This is a genomic window from Streptomyces sp. NPDC004134 (genome assembly GCF_042874195.1).
Taxonomy (GTDB): Bacteria; Actinomycetota; Actinomycetes; order Streptomycetales; family Streptomycetaceae; genus Streptomyces.
The window spans coordinates 294,953-311,100 of record NZ_JBIAMS010000002.1 but is presented as its reverse complement, the minus strand read 5'-3'; the positions used below and the strand labels follow the sequence as shown (position 1 = coordinate 311,100).

The 16,148-nt window shown below is 75.0% G+C and carries 14 protein-coding genes; 8 read left to right on the top strand and 6 right to left on the bottom strand.

The window, feature by feature from the left end:
• Positions 1-15: 15 nt before the first annotated feature.
• The gene (locus ACFYVJ_RS04600) at positions 16-1,356 is read right to left on the bottom strand and encodes an ROK family protein (RefSeq protein ID WP_388886571.1); all 1,341 of its coding nucleotides are present in this window, start codon (positions 1,354-1,356) and stop codon (positions 16-18) included.
• A gap of 241 nt (positions 1,357-1,597) precedes the next feature.
• Here ACFYVJ_RS04600 and ACFYVJ_RS04595 point away from each other — a divergent pair, with 241 nt between their 5' ends.
• The 4 genes from ACFYVJ_RS04595 to ACFYVJ_RS04580 all read left to right on the top strand — a co-directional run bounded on the left by ACFYVJ_RS04595 (position 1,598) and on the right by ACFYVJ_RS04580 (position 6,465).
• Positions 1,598-3,091 carry a GntP family permease gene (locus ACFYVJ_RS04595; RefSeq protein WP_388886570.1) on the top strand — a complete coding sequence of 498 codons (1,494 nt, stop codon included), beginning with the start codon at positions 1,598-1,600 and terminating at the stop codon, positions 3,089-3,091.
• Positions 3,088-4,437, top strand: a complete 1,350-nt coding sequence (locus ACFYVJ_RS04590) for a four-carbon acid sugar kinase family protein (protein ID WP_388886569.1) — start codon at positions 3,088-3,090, stop codon at positions 4,435-4,437. The genes ACFYVJ_RS04595 and ACFYVJ_RS04590 overlap by 4 nt, the downstream gene beginning before the upstream one ends.
• Positions 4,438-4,576: 139 nt before the next feature.
• The gene (pdxA, locus tag ACFYVJ_RS04585; protein WP_326794705.1) at positions 4,577-5,614 is read left to right on the top strand and encodes a 4-hydroxythreonine-4-phosphate dehydrogenase PdxA; all 1,038 of its coding nucleotides are present in this window, start codon (positions 4,577-4,579) and stop codon (positions 5,612-5,614) included.
• Between the two features lie 59 nt (positions 5,615-5,673).
• The gene (locus ACFYVJ_RS04580; protein ID WP_388886567.1) at positions 5,674-6,465 is read left to right on the top strand and encodes a DeoR/GlpR family DNA-binding transcription regulator; all 792 of its coding nucleotides are present in this window, start codon (positions 5,674-5,676) and stop codon (positions 6,463-6,465) included.
• A gap of 106 nt (positions 6,466-6,571) precedes the next feature.
• Here the strand turns inward: ACFYVJ_RS04580 and xylB are convergent, their stop codons facing one another.
• Entirely contained in the window at positions 6,572-7,993 is a 1,422-nt protein-coding gene (gene xylB / locus ACFYVJ_RS04575; protein ID WP_388886566.1) for a xylulokinase, read from the bottom strand.
• A 102-nt stretch (positions 7,994-8,095) separates the two neighbouring features.
• On the opposite strand from xylB, the gene xylA reads away from it, so the two are divergent.
• From xylA to ACFYVJ_RS04560, 3 genes are all read left to right on the top strand, one after another.
• Entirely contained in the window at positions 8,096-9,259 is a 1,164-nt protein-coding gene (gene xylA / locus ACFYVJ_RS04570; protein ID WP_388886564.1) for a xylose isomerase, read from the top strand.
• A 253-nt stretch (positions 9,260-9,512) separates the two neighbouring features.
• Entirely contained in the window at positions 9,513-9,962 is a 450-nt protein-coding gene (locus ACFYVJ_RS04565) for a hypothetical protein (protein WP_388886563.1), read from the top strand.
• A gap of 55 nt (positions 9,963-10,017) precedes the next feature.
• Complete coding sequence (locus ACFYVJ_RS04560; RefSeq protein WP_388886561.1) at positions 10,018-10,911, top strand: alpha/beta hydrolase family esterase; 894 nt, start codon at positions 10,018-10,020, stop codon at positions 10,909-10,911.
• Positions 10,912-11,038: 127 nt separating this feature from the next.
• On the opposite strand, the gene ACFYVJ_RS04555 is transcribed toward ACFYVJ_RS04560, so the two are convergent.
• The 4 genes from ACFYVJ_RS04555 to ACFYVJ_RS04540 all read right to left on the bottom strand — a co-directional run bounded on the left by ACFYVJ_RS04555 (position 11,039) and on the right by ACFYVJ_RS04540 (position 14,856).
• Positions 11,039-11,830 carry an amino acid ABC transporter ATP-binding protein gene (locus ACFYVJ_RS04555; RefSeq protein ID WP_388886809.1) on the bottom strand — a complete coding sequence of 264 codons (792 nt, stop codon included), beginning with the start codon at positions 11,828-11,830 and terminating at the stop codon, positions 11,039-11,041.
• A 5-nt stretch (positions 11,831-11,835) separates the two neighbouring features.
• Complete coding sequence (locus ACFYVJ_RS04550) at positions 11,836-12,597, bottom strand: amino acid ABC transporter permease (RefSeq protein WP_388886807.1); 762 nt, start codon at positions 12,595-12,597, stop codon at positions 11,836-11,838.
• A gap of 62 nt (positions 12,598-12,659) precedes the next feature.
• Positions 12,660-13,454: a basic amino acid ABC transporter substrate-binding protein gene (locus ACFYVJ_RS04545; protein WP_388886559.1), complete on the bottom strand. Its 795-nt coding sequence runs from the start codon at positions 13,452-13,454 to the stop codon at positions 12,660-12,662.
• 133 nt (positions 13,455-13,587) lie between these two features.
• A complete protein-coding gene (locus tag ACFYVJ_RS04540; protein WP_388886558.1) occupies positions 13,588-14,856 on the bottom strand; it encodes a citrate synthase in 1,269 nt (422 codons plus the stop codon).
• Positions 14,857-14,951: 95 nt separating this feature from the next.
• On the opposite strand from ACFYVJ_RS04540, the gene ACFYVJ_RS04535 reads away from it, so the two are divergent.
• The gene (locus ACFYVJ_RS04535; RefSeq protein ID WP_388886556.1) at positions 14,952-16,115 is read left to right on the top strand and encodes a citrate synthase; all 1,164 of its coding nucleotides are present in this window, start codon (positions 14,952-14,954) and stop codon (positions 16,113-16,115) included.
• Positions 16,116-16,148 lie beyond the last annotated feature (33 nt).

Genomic DNA, 16,148 nt, shown 5'->3' with positions numbered 1-16,148 from the left:
CCCGGTGCGCACGGGTCAGCCGGCGGCGACCGCGCCCGGCGCCTCCATCACGGCGTCGACCTCGCTCAGCGCGGCGCCGAGCAGCGGCCCCTCCGCGCCGAGCGCCGAGACGGTCAGCCGTACGGTACGGGCCGGGTCGGCGAGCCGGCGGCCCAGCTCGCGCTCGACCGCGGGCACCACCCAGGGCCCGAGCCCTGCGAGCGCGCCGCCCAGCACGACGGTCTCCGGGTCGAGGAGGTTCACGGCCCCGGCGAGCGCGATGCCCAGCGCGCCGCCCGCCTCGCGCAGTGCCGTGCGGACCAGGGCGTCGCCCTCGGCGGCGCGGGCGGCGAGCATGGCGATCCGCCCGCCGGGGCCCGGGTGCTCGGCGCGGGCCCGCGCCGGGTCGATGCCGGAGGCCCGCAGCACGGCCTCCTCGCCGGCGTACTGCTCCAGGCAGCCGCGCCCGCCGCAGGCGCACGGCCGGCCCTGGGGGCGTACGGGCACATGGCCCAGCTCCCCGGCGAACCCGTGCGCCCCGCGCAGCAGTTCGCCGTCCATGACGACGGCGGCGCCGATGCCGATCTCGGCGGAGACGAAGAGGAAGTTCCGCCCGGGACCGGGGGAACGGCGGTCTCCGGGAGCGGGGGAGCCGCCGTCCCCGGCCGGGAGCGCGGTGGCCGGCTGCTCCGCCGTGCCCGGCTGATCCACCGTGCCCGGCTCGCCGTCCTCCCCGGTGACGGGCGGCTCCGCCGCGGTGCCCTCCAGGCGCTGTTCCGCCAGCGCGCCGAGGTTGGCCTCGTTGCCGACGCGGGCGGGCGGGGCGGCCGGGAGGAGGGGGCCGAGGTCGACGCCCTGCCAGCCGAGGTTGGGGGCCCGTACGACGGTCGACTCGTCGCGCGCGATCAGGCCGGGGACGGCGACCGTCAGCCCGGTCGGCGTCAGGCCCTCGCCCCGCACCTCCGCCACGACCTCCTCGATCAGCCCGGCGAGCCGCGCCAGCACAGGACCCGGCGGGTGGTGCCGGTTCGCGGCGTCGGCGGCGACCCGTGCCCTCACCCGGCCGCTCAGGTCCACCGCGCAGACCGCGAGGTGGTCCACGCCGATCTCGGCGCCGAGGCCGCACGGCCCGCGGTCGTTGAGCGCGAGCGCGCTGCCGGGCCTGCCCACCGTGCCCGGGCGGCCGGGGCCCAGCTCCACCAGCAGCCCCGCCCGCAGCAACTCGTCCACCACGGCGGCGACCCCCGCCCGCGTCATCCCGATCCGCGCCGCCACGGCCGCGCGCGACAGCGGGCCCCCGGCGGCCACGGCGCGCAGGGCCAGGGACAGGTTCCGCTGCCGCAGCGCCTGCTGCGTGCGGGGAGAGGGCGCCGACACGGGCGACTCCTTCCGGCGGTGAACGGGTGGTGGGCGGCGGTGACGACCGTCACGCCGGTCTCGGGCACGACGACCCTACGGCCTGGCGGCGGGGTACCGGAGCATGTCAGACAGGCTCAAAACGGCTAGTTGCGCGGACTGCGCAGAAAATCTTGGTTGGACTGCTTGTTTCGCGCAGGTTGCGCGTGCATGATGTGCCTGTCCGAACGGACGTCCACAGCAAAGTCGGAGGAGGATCGGCGTGGATCTTCAGCTCTTGGCGGCGCTCGTGCTCGGTATCGCCACGATCATCGTCATCGTGCTGCGCACCAGGCTCGACGCCTTCGTCGCACTGCTAGTCGCCTCACTGGTGACGGGCTTCGTCGCGGGTGCGCCCGCCACGGAGATACTGGATTCGATCACCGCCGGATTCGGCACGACGCTCGGATCCATCGGCATCGTGATCGGCCTGGGCGTGGGCCTGGGCAAGATCCTGGAGGTCTCCGGCGCCGCGGACGCGCTGGCCAGGATGTTCGTCCGGGCGTTCGGCAAGGGCCGGGAGCCCTGGGCGATGGGCACCACCGGCGCGGTCGTCTCGATCCCCGTGTTCTGCGACTCCGGCTACGTGATCATGAACCCGCTGGCGCGCTCCATAGCCCGCGTGAAACGCGCAGGTTACGTGACGCTCGCGCTCGCGCTGGGCTGCGGCATGACCCTCACCCACCACCTGGTGCCCCCGACCCCGGGACCGCTGGGCGTGGCCGGCATCCTCGACGCCGAGCTGGGCGCGCTGGTACTGGCGGGCCTCGCCTTCTCCGTCGTGCTGCTGCCCATCGTGATCGGGTACGCGCGCTGGATGGGCCCGAAGCTGGAGAGCGAGATCTCGGACGAGGTCCGCGAGGCCGTCTACGGCAAGGCCGCGGTCACCGCCGGCGCCGACGCGGGACCGGGCTCCGCCGGAGCCCCGGCCGACCTGGCCACGGACGACGGCGCGGACGACCCGGAGCCCGAGCGCGACCCGGCCGCCGCCCTCGGCACCCCGCCGCCCGGCGCCAAGCCGCACCGGATGAGCCCCGGCCTGGCCACCCTGCCGCTGCTGGTGCCGCTGCTGCTCATCGTCGCCAACACGGTGGCCTCCGCCATCGACCAGAACCGCCAGGGCGCGGTCGGCTCCGACGACTACGAGCCCTCGGCCCTGCCGAAGGCCCTGGCCTTCATCGGCAGCCCCGTCGTGGCGCTCCTCATCGGCATCGTGCTCGCGGTCTACGTGCTGCTGCCCCGCTGGACGACCCGTTCCCAGGTCGGCGGCTGGCTCTCCGAGGCCGCCGCGTCCGCCGGACTCATCATCCTCATCACCGGCGCGGGTGGCGCGCTCGGCCAGGTCCTGCGCGACACCGGCGTGGGCGACGAGCTGGCCGAGGCCATCTCGTCCTGGAGCCTGCCGGGTGTGCTGGTGCCGTTCCTCATAGCCTCGCTGGTGCGGGTCGCCCAGGGCTCCGGCACGGTGGCGATGATCACCGCCGCGTCCGTCACCGCACCACTCATCGGCGGTCTCGGGGTCTCCCCGCTGCTCGCGGCGCTCGCCTGCTGCGCGGGATCGATGGTCTTCAGCTACTTCAACGACTCGTACTTCTGGGTCGTCACCCGCTTCACCGGCCTGGACGGCGTCGCCGCCATCCGCGGCTGGTCGGGCATCACCACGGCCGTGTGGCTCGGCTCGCTGCCGCTGCTGCTCATCGCGAGCACGTTCATATGAGCGGGCCGGCGAGCGTACGTCCCGGCGGCCGGCGGGCGGCCGTGCTGGTGGCCGCGGACGACCTGACGGGCGCGAACGCCACGGCGGCGGGCTTCGCCCGGGCCGGGCTGCGCGCCGTGACCGTCGGCGCCGACCAGGGTCCCGACGTCCTCGCCGGGCTCGCGGAGCGGTTCGACGCCGTGGTGGTCAGCACCGACAGCCGGCACTGCGCGCCGGCCGAGGCGGCACGCCGGGTGACCGACGCCGTACGGGCCGGCTGGCCGGCCGAACTGGTCAGCAACCGCGTCGACTCCACCCTCCGCGGCAACGTCGGTGCCTCCACGGAAGCCCTGCTGGCGGCCGTGCACGCGGCCTCCGGCCGGCGGACCGTGGCCCTGTGCGCGCCGGCCCACCCCGAGGCGCGCCGGCACACCGTGCAGGGCACCCAGCTCCTCGACGGCGTCCGGCTGGAGGAGACCGAGCTGGCCCGCGACCCGCGCTCGCCCGTGCCCACCTCCGACATCGCGGAGCTGCTGCGCCGCCAGGCGGACCTGCGGATCGCCCGCGTGCCGCTGTCGGTGGTCACCGCCGAGCCCGGGACGCTCCAGGCCCATCTCGACAAGGTCGTCGCCGAGGGCGCCGAGGTGGTCGTCGCGGACGCGCTGACCGTCGAGCACCTGGAGCGCACGGCCGCGGCGGCCGTCGCCGCCGGCGGCGACGAGATCGTGTGGACCGGCGTCGACTCCGGGCCCGGCTCGGTGGCGCTGGCCCGCGCGCTCGGCATCACCGGCCGCGCCGCGGGCGCCCCGGTGCTCGCCGTCTCCGGCTCCGCCACCGCGCTGACCCGTACCCAGCTCGCCCGGCTGCGTGCCGTCGAGCCGGTGCGCGTCGTCCGCCCCGTCACCGCACCCGGCTCGCCCGTCCCCGAGCCCGCCGCCACCGCCGGGGCGCTGGCGGCGGAGCTGGCCGCCGCGGGCCCCGGCGAGGTCGTGCTGCTCGCGACCGTGCTGGAGGACGCCGACGTCGTCGCCCTCGACCCCGCGGACGCGGCCCGGCTCCCGGCGGAGCTGGCCCGCACGGTCCGTACCGCCCTGGAACGGCAGCCCGTCGACGGCCTCTTCGCCACCGGCGGCGACGTCTCCGCCGCCCTCTTCGCCGCGCTCGGCGCGGCCGGGCTCGACGTCGAGGAGGAGCTGGAGCCGCTGGCGGTCGCCGGCAGCTTCGTCGGCGGCGACTGGGCCGGGCTGCCGGTCGTCACCAAGGGCGGCCTGATCGGCGGCGCCGACACCACCGTCGCCTGCGTCGCCCATCTGCGCCGCGCCGCGGCCGCCGCCCGGCGGCACGTTCCGGCCGCCGGAAGACGTTGACCCCGTGAACCCGGCCACCCCGAGCAGACTGTGAACCCCTGAACCCCGAGCACACCGACCGGCCCGAGGAGTTCGGGCCGACCGCACCCCACCGGACGGCGAGCGCACCGCGCCGCCGCACCACGAGGAGGAACCACCGATGACCCGCCCCGTCCTCGCCGTCACCCTGGGCGACCCCGTCGGGATCGGCCCGGAGATCACGGCGCGCACCCTCGCCGAGGTCGCCGGGCAGCCCGGGCACCACGGCATCGCCGTCGGCGACGCCGAGGCGCTGCGCCGCGGCGCCCGCGCCGCCGGGCTGGACACCGAGGTGCGCGCGGTGAGCGGCTTCGACGCCGAGCCCGCGGGCCCCGGCGTCATCGACGTCTTCGACACCGGCGAACTCGGCGCGGACGTGCCGGAGTGGGGGAAGGTCGACGCCCGCGCGGGCCGCGCCGCCGTCACCGCCATCGAGGTCGCCACCCGCGCCGCGCTCGACGGCAAGGTCTCCGGGATCGTCACGGGCCCCATCAACAAGGAGGCCATCTGGAAGGCCGGCTCGAAGCACCTCGGCCACACCGAGATGCTCGGCGAGCTGACCGGCGTGACCCGCCAGGACACCATGTTCGTCGTGCGCAACACCGCGGCAGAAGGCCACCACCTGCGCATCTTCTTCACCACCCGGCACGTCGCGCTGCGCACCGCGCTCGACCAGATCACCGCGGAGCGCGTCGGCAAGTCGATCCGCGAGGCCGTCACCGCGCTGCAGGTCTTCGGCACCGAGGCGCCCCGGCTGGCCGTCGCCGCGATCAACCCGCACGGCGGCGAGAACGGCGCGTTCGGCGACGAGGAGATCGTGCACATCGCCCCCGCCGTCGAGGCGGCCCGCGCCGAGGGCCTGGACGTCAGCGGTCCCGTCCCCGCGGACTCGGTCTTCCACCAGGGCCTCGTCGGCCGCTACGACGGCGTGCTGTCCCACTTCCACGACCAGGGCCACATCCCCGCCAAGACCTACGACTTCGACGGCACCATCTCCGTCACCGTCGGGCTGCCGATCCTGCGCACGTCCGTCGACCACGGCACGGCCTTCGATATCGCGGGCACCGGCCGCGCCGATCACGGCACAATGCTCTCGGCGTATCTCGCGGGCGTGGACTACAGCCCGTTCGCGGACCGGATCCGCCGGACGTACGGCTGACCCACCCCGCCCGCCGCGGGATCCGCCGCGGCGGGCGGACACGACAGACGGAGGCACGTGTGGCCCACCCGACGGCGCGACGCGGCACGCGTGAGCGGCACGAAGCCCTGCTGCGGCTGCTCCGCGAAGGCACCACGCAGGTGGAGGAGCTGGCCGCGGCGCTCGCCGTGTCGCCGTCGACCGTACGGCGCGACCTGGGCCGGCTCACCGAGGGCGGCCGGGTGACGCGCACGTACGGCGGCGCGGTGGTGCCCGAGGCGTTCCCCGAGCGGCCGGTGGGGGAGAGCGCGCTGGTCCGGCTGCACGCGAAGGCCGCGATCGCCGAGGCCGCGGTCGCGCTGGTGCCGGAGAGCGGCGCGGTGTTCGTCGACGCGGGCACCACGTGCGCGGCGCTGGCCCGCCAGTTGCTCGACGCGGACGCGCACGCGGGCGGCAGCGTCGTGGTCACCCGCGGCCTGGAGACCGCGCAACTGCTCGCCGGGGCACCCGACATCGACGTGGTGATGCTCGGCGGCAGCGTGCGCCCGCTCAGCCACGGCCTGGTCGGCCCGCTCACGGACCTGGCGCTTGACCGGCTGTCGTTCTCGGTGGCGTTCCTCGGCGCCGACGCGGTCGACCCCGCACGCGGGGTCGGCGAGCCGACGCTGGAGGAGACGGCGGTCAAGGAGCGCGTCGCCGCGCGGGCGCAGCGCGTCGTGGTCCTGGCCGACGCGACGAAGCTGGCCGTCGACGACGCCCCTGCCTGGACCCGGCTGCCCCGCGGCTGGACGCTGGTGACCGACGCGGAGGCGCCGGAGGGCCTGGCGGAACGCTGTGCGGCGGCGGGCGTGACGCTCGTGCGCGCGGGCTGATCCGCCGCGCCGGTACGCGGCCGCGGTCCCCGCGCACGCGAGGCGGGCCGGTGCGCGGGCACGTCAGGCCCGGGCCGCCGCCCCGCCTCTCCCGTCCTTACGGTCCTCAGCCCGCGCGGCGCAGCAGCGCGCCCGCGTCCGCGAGCACCGCGCCGATCCGCTCCAGCGTCGCGTCGTCCCGCTCCAGCGGCTCGTACGTGCGCCCCTCCGCCGTGGACCAGCGCCTGGCCACCGCCGCCGGGTCCTCGTCCAGCAGCAGCCCCGCCGCCTGCGCCGCCGCGCCGAGGGCGACCAGCTCCTGCGCCCGCGGCACCTGCACCGCCCGGCCCGACAGCCGCCGCACCGTCTCCCGCCAGGCCGCGCCCTGCGCCCCGCCGCCGATGAGCAGCAGCGGCGCGCCGGGGTCGGCGTCGGGCCCCGAGACCTCCGCCAGCGCCGTCAGCAGCGCGTGCACCGCGCCGTCGTACGCGGCCTGGAGCACCTGCCCCGGGGTGGTGTCGTGGCGCAGTCCGTGGACGAGGCCGGAGGCGTGCGGCAGGTCGGGGGTGCGCTCGCCGTCGAGGAAGGGCAGCACGACGGCCGTGCCGCCGGGCCGTACCTCCTCGCGGTAGCGGCCGAGCAGCGCGGCGATCCGGTCCACGGCCTGCGTGCAGTTGAGGGTGCAGGCCAGCGGCAGCCAGTCGCCGCGCGCGTCGGCGAAGCCGGCGACGGTGCCGGTGGGGTCGGCCGGGCGGTGCGCGGAGACGGCGTAGACGGTGCCCGAGGTGCCGAGGCTGAGCACCGGCTGCCCGGCGCTGAGGCCCAGGCCCAGGGCGGCGGCCATGTTGTCGCCGGTGCCGGGGGCGACGAGGGCGCCGCGGGGTACGGGCAGGCCGTCGGCGCGTACCGTGCCGGCCGCCTCGCCGGGCCGCAGCACCCGCGGCAGCCGGTCGGGGGAGAGGCCGACGTGCTCCAGCGTCGCGCTGTCGTACGTCTCCGTCGCGGCGTCCCACCAGCCGGTGCCCGAGGCGTCGCCGCGGTCGGTGACGGCCTCGCCGGTGAGCCGTTCGGTCAGGTAGTCGTGCGGCAGCCGGACGGCCGCGGTGGCGGCGGCGGAGTCCGGCTCCTCCTCGGTGAGCCAGGCCCACTTGGTGACGGTGAAGGAGGCGACCGGCACGCTGCCGGTGCGCTCCGCCCAGCCCTTCGGCCCGCCCAGCTCCGTGACCAGCCGGTCGCGCTGGGCGGCGGAGCGCACGTCGTTCCAGAGCAGCGCGGGGCGTACCGGACGCCCGCCGGCGTCCAGCGTCACCAGCCCGTGCTGCTGCGCGCCCACTGCGATGGCCGCCGCCTCGCGGGCGGGCGGGCCGCAGGCGGCCAGCGCGGCGCCGAGCGCCTCCCACCACTGCTCCGGATCGCTCTCCCGCCGGCCGCCGGTGCTGACGACGTGCGCGGCCTGGCCGTGCGCCACCACCTGGCCGGTCTCGCTGTCGACGACCAGCGCCTTGGTGGACTGCGTCGAGCTGTCGACGCCGATGACGAGGGGCCCCATGCTGTGTCCTCCGCGACTCGTGGGCCGGCTCTTCCCTCCGACCCGGTCGGCATCCTATTTTGTAAAGCGGCCTTACGAAATAGATCCGCCGAAGGAGCCGTCATGTCGTATACCCCGACCCCCGAGGACAAGTTCAGCTTCGGCCTGTGGACCGTCGGCTGGCAGGGCCGAGACCCCTTCGGCGAGGCGACCCGCGAGCCGCTCGACCCGGTCGAGAGCGTCCGCCGGCTGGCGGAGCTCGGAGCGTACGGCGTCACGTTCCACGACGACGACCTCATCCCCTTCGGCGCCTCGGAGACGGAGCGCGAGTCGCACGTCAAGCGCTTCCGCCAGGCGCTCGACGCCACCGGCATGGCCGTCCCGATGGCCACCACCAACCTCTTCACCCACCCCGTCTTCAAGGACGGCGGCTTCACCGCCAACGACCGCGACGTGCGCCGCTACGCGCTGCGCAAGACCATCCGCAACATCGACCTCGCGGTGGAGCTGGGCGCGCGGATCTACGTCGCGTGGGGCGGGCGCGAGGGCGCCGAGTCCGGCGGCGCCAAGGACGTGCGCGCCGCGCTCGACCGGATGAAGGAGGCGTTCGACCTCCTCGGCGAGTACGTCACCGGCCAGGGCTACGACCTGAAGTTCGCCATCGAGCCGAAGCCCAACGAGCCGCGCGGCGACATCCTGCTCCCCACCGTCGGGCACGCGCTGGCCTTCATCGAGCGGCTGGAGCGCCCGGAGCTGTACGGCGTCAACCCCGAGGTCGGCCACGAGCAGATGGCCGGGCTCAACTACCCGCACGCCATCGCCCAGGCGCTGTGGTCGGACAAGCTGTTCCACCTGGACCTCAACGGGCAGAACGGCATCAAGTACGACCAGGATTTGCGCTTCGGCGCGGGCGACCTGCGCGCGGCGTTCTGGCTCGTGGACCTGCTGGAGACCGGCGGCTACACCGGCCCGCGGCACTTCGACTTCAAGCCGCCGCGCACCGAGGACAAGGAAGGGGTGTGGGCGTCGGCCGCGGGCTGCATGCGCAACTACCTCATCCTCAAGGAGCGCGCCGCGGCGTTCCGCGCCGACCCCGCGGTGCAGGAGGCGCTGCGCGCCTCGCGCCTGGACGAGCTGACGCAGCCCACCGCGGACGACTCCGGCCTCGCCGGGCTGCTCGCGGACCGGTCCGCGTACGAGGACTTCGACCCGGAGGCGGCGGCGCGGCGCGGGATGGCCTTCGAGCACCTGGACCAGTTGGCGATGGACCACCTCCTGGGCGTCTGACCCGCGGAGGGCGGCGTACGGGCCGCGCCGCCGGGAGCCCCGCGGCTCCCGGCGGCCGGCCCGTACGTCCCCCGAATCCAAGTAAGTCGCCGTACTTCCCCCGCGCACCCGCCCCAGGGTAGGCCGCCCCTCCGACAACGGCGGGCGCCCGTGGGCCGGCCGCGGGCCTCTGACCGGCGGCGGAGTGTCGCAACCCTGTCACGAGCCCGGCGGAGCCATCCCTTCCGCCGCCACCGCGGGCGAAGCTGGGGCCATGAGTTACCCGCCGCCCGCAGACGCCCCGCCGCCGGACCACACACCCCCGCTCGGCAGCAGCACCCAGCACTGGCCCGCCCCGCCCCCGCCCCCCGACGGCAGCAGGAAGCGGTGGCTCGCGGCGGCCGGCGCGGTCGTGGTGCTCGCCGGGGGCATCGGCCTGACGTACGCGCTCGTCAGCGGCGGTGACGAGGACCAGGGGACGTGCGCCTGCAAGCCGCCGCCGAGCGAGGCCCCGTCCGCCAGTGCCGACGACCCCAAGCTCCCCGACGACATCCCGACCGAGCTGCTGCCCAGCGGTCTGGACCCCGAGGACCTGCCCAGCGGCCTGAACCCGGAGGACATCCCCACCGAGCTGCTGCCCAGCGGCCTCGACCTCGACGACCTGCCCAGCGGTCTGAGCCCCGAGGACATCCCCACGGAGCTGCTGCCGGAGGGGATCTCCTAGGTCCGCCGCGGGCGGCCGCGGGGGTGCGCCGCCGGCCGCCGTAGGATCGATCATCATGACGACCCGGGCGGAGACCGTACGGCGAGCCGAGCGGCACGAGTTGACGTTCGAGGGGCGCCGCCGGCGCTTCCTGCTGCTACGGCCGGACTCCGGCCCGGTCGACCGCCCCGTGCCGCTCGTCGTCGACCTGCACCCCAGCGGCCTCGGCCCCGCCGCCCAGCTCCGCGGCAGCGGCCTCGGCGAGCTGGCCGCGCGCGGATACGCCGTCGCGGCGCCCCAGGGCGCGCTGTCCTACCAGGGCGGCTGGGCCTGGTCGCTGCCCGGGGTGCCGCTGGCGGGGGAGGAGCGGATACGGGACGAGGCCGCCGGCGTCGACGACGTCGTCTTCCTCGCCGCGCTGCTCGACACCCTCGACGGCATGCTCCCGCTCGACCCCGCCCGCCGCCACCTCTCCGGTTTCTCCGGCGGCGCCCGCCTCGCGAGCCACGCGGCCGTCGCCTTCGGCGACCGCCTCGCGTCGGTCGCCTGCGTCGGGGGCGTACGCCGCCCGGGCGGCCCGGGCGACACCGCACCGCCGCTGCTCGCCGTCCACGGGCTGCGGGACGACACCAATCCGTACCGCGGCGCGGCGGGACCCCGCTGGGACGAGCCCGTGCCCGAGGCGGTCGCCCGCTGGGCCGGGGCGGCGGGCTGCGCGGCGGAGCCGGTACGGACCGAACCCGCGCCCGGCGTCACGGAGTTCCGCCACCGCGACGCCGCGGGCCGCGAGCCCGTACGCCTCGTCGCCGTCGCATCGCTGGGCCACGCCTGGCCGGGCACCCCCGACCCGCTGCTCGGCGGGCACGTCAGCGGTACGGGCAGCGACGCGTACGACGCCTCGGCGGCCGTACGCGGCTTCTTCGACGAGTTCGGCGGCGAAAGGGCCGGCGGCGAACCTCCCGCGCCCTGACCGGACAGGACTCGGCAGCAGCACCCCGGCGGCACCCCGGACGCAGCGGCACCCGGCACCCGGCCCCCGGCGGCACGGCCTCCGGGACCGCGGCAGACCGGCCCCGGACACCCGCAGAAGCACGCCCCTACAGCTCCGCGACCTCCGCCGCCGCCGGGTCCAGTACCCGCGCCAGGAACGTCCGGGTCCGCCGGTGCTGCGGGTTGCCGATCACCTGCTCCGGCACCCCCTGCTCCACGATGGCGCCCTCGTCCATGAACACCACCCGGTCCGCCACTTCCCGCGCGAAGCTCATCTCGTGCGTGACCACCAGCATCGTCATGCCCTCGTCCGCGAGGTGCCGCATCACCGCGAGCACGTCGCCGACCAGTTCCGGGTCGAGCGCGGACGTCGGCTCGTCGAAGAGCATCAGCTCCGGCTCCATCGACAGCGCCCGCGCGATCGCCACCCGCTGCTGCTGCCCGCCGGACAACTGCGCCGGGTACGACGACTCCTTGTCCGTCAGCCCCACCCGCACCAGGTTGGCCCGCGCGACCTCTTCCGCGGCCGACCGGCTGCGGCCGAGCACCCGCCGCTGCGCGATGGTCAGGTTGTCCAGCACCGTGAGATGCGGGAAGAGGTTGAACGACTGGAAGACCATGCCGATCCGGCGCCGCACCCGGTCGATGTCCACGTCCGGGTCGGTGACTTCGGCGCCGGCCACGGTGATCCGCCCGGCGCTCGGCTCCTCCAGCATGTTCACGCAGCGCAGCAGCGTCGACTTGCCCGAGCCCGAGGGGCCGATGACGCACACCACCTCGCCGCGCCCGACCGTCAGGTCGATGCCGCCGAGCACCTCCAGGTCGCCGAAGGACTTGTGCAGCCCGTCGACGCTGATGGCCGGTGCCCCCGGGGCGGCCTTGTCCCCCGCCTTGTCCAACGTGGTCACCGGGCCTTCGCCGCCTTCGCCTCTAGCCGCCGGACGAGGTGCCCGAGGGGGATGGTGATGATCAGGTAGCACAGCCCCGCGACGAGGATCGGCGTCAGGCTCAGATTGTCGTTGAGCGCGTCGCGGCCGAACTTCGTCAGCTCCTGCTCGTCCACGGTCAGCCCCAGCACGTAGACGAGCGAGGAGTCCTTGGTGAGCAGGATCAGCTCGTTCGTCAGCGGCGGCAGCACGATGCGGAACGCCTGCGGGATGACGATCGTGATCATCGCCCGCGTCTGCGACATGCCCAGCGACCTGGCCGCCTCCACCTGCCCCTTCGGCACGGCCTGGATGCCCGCGCGGATGGTCTCCGCCATGTACGCGGCGCCGACCAGGCCGAGCGCGAGCATCGTGGTGAGCAGCAGGTTGATGTTCACCTTGAAGGCCAGCGGCACGCCGTAGCCCAGGGCGATGAACACCAGCAGCGCGGGCACGCCGCGGAAGAGCTCGATGTACGCGGTCGCCAGCCACCGGTTGGGCGCTACCGACGACAGCTTCATCAGCGCCAGCAGCAGCCCGAGCGCCAGCCCGAAGGCGAAGCCGAGCGCCGTGTACGTGACCGTGTTGACGAGCGCGGTGGTGATGACGTCGGGGAACTGGTTCTCCGCGACGTCGAGGTTGAAGAACGCGTCCTTGACCTCGCCCCAGTCGGCGAGCAGGCCGACCGCGACGGCCGCGGCGAGCAGCACCCCGTACTGCGCGCCGCGCGCCACCTTCATCCGCTGACGCCGCGTCAGGGACCGGCGCCCCGCGACCGTGCTGCCGGGATTGTCGGACTCTTTCACTGGGGCGCCTCACCGAACCACTTCTGGTAGATCTTGTCGTACGTGCCGTCGTCCTTCGCCTTGGCGAGAACGTCGTTGATCACCTTCAGCAGTTCTTCGTTGTCCTTGCCGACGCCGATGCCGTACTGCTCGCCGGTGTCGAACTCGGTGGAGACCTCGAAGTCCGGCCGGTCCTTCACCCAGTCGTAGAGCACGCCGTTGTCGTTGATCGCGGCCGGGATCTGGCCCCCCTCCAGCGCCTGCAACTGCAGCCCGAGGTCCTCGTAGTCCTTGATCTCGGCGCCGTCGGCGTTCTCCTGCGCGTACAACTGGCCCGTGGTGTCCATCTGCGCGCCGAGCTTCTTGCCCTTCAGCGCCTCCAGCGAGTCGATGCCGGAGCCCTTCTTCACCACCAACGCCTGGGTGGCGTCGAAGTACGGGTCGGAGAAGGCGAACTTCTTCTTCCGCTCGTCCGTGATGGTCATGCCGGCGGCGGAGAGGTCGCACTTGTTGGAGGCGAACACCGCACCGGACTCGATGCCTTCGAAGGGGGTGTCGATGACTTCCTGCTCGACGTCGAGCTCTTTCGCGACCAGGTCGATCAGCTCGATGTCGAAGCCGACGATGTCGCCGCTCTTCTTGTCCTGGTACTCGAAGGGCTCGTACGGCAGGCCGGTGCAGTTGAGCAACTTACCGTTCTCGACGAGTGATACCTCGCCGCTCTGCCCGGACTTCTCGGTGCTGCTGCACCCGGCGAGGAGCACGGCCGCCGCGCCGATGGCTATGAGCGGCAGCGGGGGGCGGTACGACACGATGCCTCCTGGGCAGGTCGGCGCAAGTGAGGTGCTGCTGGAACTGCGCATCCTGCCACCGGTCTACGCGCGTGTCGCCGCCCCGGTCATTGCGAGCATGTAACGGAGCCGTTCACATGATCCGTAACGCTCCCTATGGGAGGGGTTGTTCGGGGGGCGGACCGGTGTAGCGGCCGCTCGGACGCATGCGCAGGGGGCGCTCGGCGTACTCCTCCAGCGCGTGCGCGACCCACCCTGCCGTACGCGCCACCGCGAACACCGTCTCGCCCGCCTCCGCCGGCATGTCCGCCGCCACCGTCAGCACCGCCAGCGCCAGATCGACGTTCGGCCGCACGGACACGTGCCGCGCGGTGATCTCGGCGACCTCCCGCGCGGCGGCCAGCGCCGCGGCGGCCCGCGGGATCCCGTCCAGCAGCGCGAACAGCACCTCGGCGCGCGGGTCTTCGCCCGCGTACAGCCGGTGTCCCAGGCCCGGCACGCGCCGGCCCGCGCGCAGGTGGTCGGAGACCACGGCGGCGGCGCTGCCGCGGGCCAGCGCCTCGGCGAGCATGCGGTGCGCGAGGCCGCTCGCGGCGCCGTGCAGCGGGCCGTCGAGGGCGCCGAGCCCGGTGGTGACGACGGCGTACGGGTGCGCGCGGGCGGAGGCGGCGACGCGGGTGGCGAGGGTGGAGGCCGCCAGGTCGTGGTCGATGAGCAGGGTGAGCGCGGTGTCCAGGCAGCGTACGGAGGCGGCGTCGGGCGGCAGCGCCGTCAGCCGGGCCCACAGCCGGCGGGCCGCGGGGGCGTCCGGGCCGTGCGCGGGGCCGGCCGGGGGGAGAGCGGTGGCCATGGTGGCGACCAGGCCGCGGGCGGTGGCGCGGACGGCGTCGCCGGCGAGGTCGAAGCGCAGCGGGTCGGCCGCGGCGGCGGCGACCACGGCGGCGCGCAGCCGGTCGACGGGCCCGGCGTGGCCGGGGAGCGCGGCGACGGCGGCGGTGGCGGCGGCCAGCAGCTCGGGCGGTGCGGTGAAGCGGACACCGGGGGTGAGCCGGCCGGTCCACAGCCAGTCGGCGACCTCCTCGTAACCGTAAGCCGCGGCCAGGGCGGTGGCGTCGACGCCGCGGAAGAAGTAGCGGTCGCGCTCGATGAGCGTGATGCTGGTACGGACCAGGGTGCCGGCCGGCGTCTCGCCGTCCTCCCCGGCGGCGGAAGCAGGGGCAGCGGCGACGGCGGCGTGCGGACGGCGGTGGCGGCGCGCGAGGGCGTCGACCTCGCGGGCGTCGAACAGACTGCCGCGGCCCCCCGGAGCCTTGCGGCTGCCGAGCAGGCCGCGGCTGACGTAGGCGTAGACGGTCTCGGGCTTCACACCCAGCCGCTCGGCGGCCTCGCGCGTGGTCAGCTCGTCCCTCGTCTCCCCGGCCATCGTCCCCTCGCCCTCCCATATTGATCCAATCAAGATTGACAGCCATTGAATCAAGGGTGGACAGTCGAATCAATAGAGCAGAGAGGAAGACCGGCATGGCCACAACCAGGGCCGACGCCCCGGCCCCCGTCCCGCGGGGGCTCAGCGGCGTCGTCGTCACCGAGACCCGGCTGGGCGACGTACGCGGACGCGAGGGCTTCTACCACTACCGCCAGTACTCCGCGGTGGACCTCGCCCGCGAGCGCACCTTCGAGGACGTCTGGCACCTGATGTTCGAGGGTGAACTGCCGGACGCCGCGCAGCGCGCCGCGTTCACCGCCCGCACCGCCGCGCTGCGCCACCTGCCGCCGGAACTGCGCGACGCGCTGCCGGGCATCGCCCGCTCCAGCGTGCTCGCGGGCCCGCTCGCCGGGCTGCGCACCGCGCTCTCCCAGGCGGGCGCGGCCGCGGACTTCCGGCCGCTGTACGACCTGACGCCTGCGCAGCGCCGCGAGAACGCGCTCGCCGCGTGCGCGATGGTGCCCACGCTGCTGACCGCGCTGCACCGCATCGGGCAGGGGCAGGAGCCCGTCGAGCCGCGCGACGACCTGCCGTACGCGGCCAACTACCTGTACATGCTCACCGGGGAGGAACCGGAACCCGCCCGCGCGCGGGCGATCGAGGCGTACCTGATCTCCACCGTCGACCACGGCTTCAACGCCTCGACCTTCACCGCCCGTACGATCGCGTCCACCGGCGCGGACCTGGCGGCGTGCCTCGTCGGCGCGATCGGCGCGCTCTCCGGACCGCTGCACGGCGGCGCGCCGAGCCGCGCGCTGGACGCGCTCGACGCCATCGGCACGCCGGACCGCATCGACCCGTGGATCCGCGAACGGGTGCTGGCGGGCGAGCGGATCATGGGCTTCGGGCACGCGGTCTACCGCACGGAGGACCCGCGCTCGCGGCTGCTGCGGGGGTTCGCGGAGTCGTTCGGCGGGCCGCTGGCGGAGTTCGCGGTCGAGGTCGAGCGGCGGGTGGTGGAGATACTCGCGGAGCTGAAGCCGGGGCGGGAGCTGCACACGAACGTGGAGTTCTACGCGGGCGTGGTGATGGAGCAGTGCGGGCTGCCGCGGGACATGTTCACGCCGACGTTCGCGGCGGCGCGGGTGGTGGGCTGGAGCGCGAACGTGCTGGAGCAGGCGGAGGATCCCAAGATCATCCGCCCGGCGGCCCGTTACGTGGGGCCCCCGCCGCCGCAGCCGATCCCGCGGGCGGCCTGAGCGCGGGGCACCCCCGCGCGGTCGGGGCCCGGC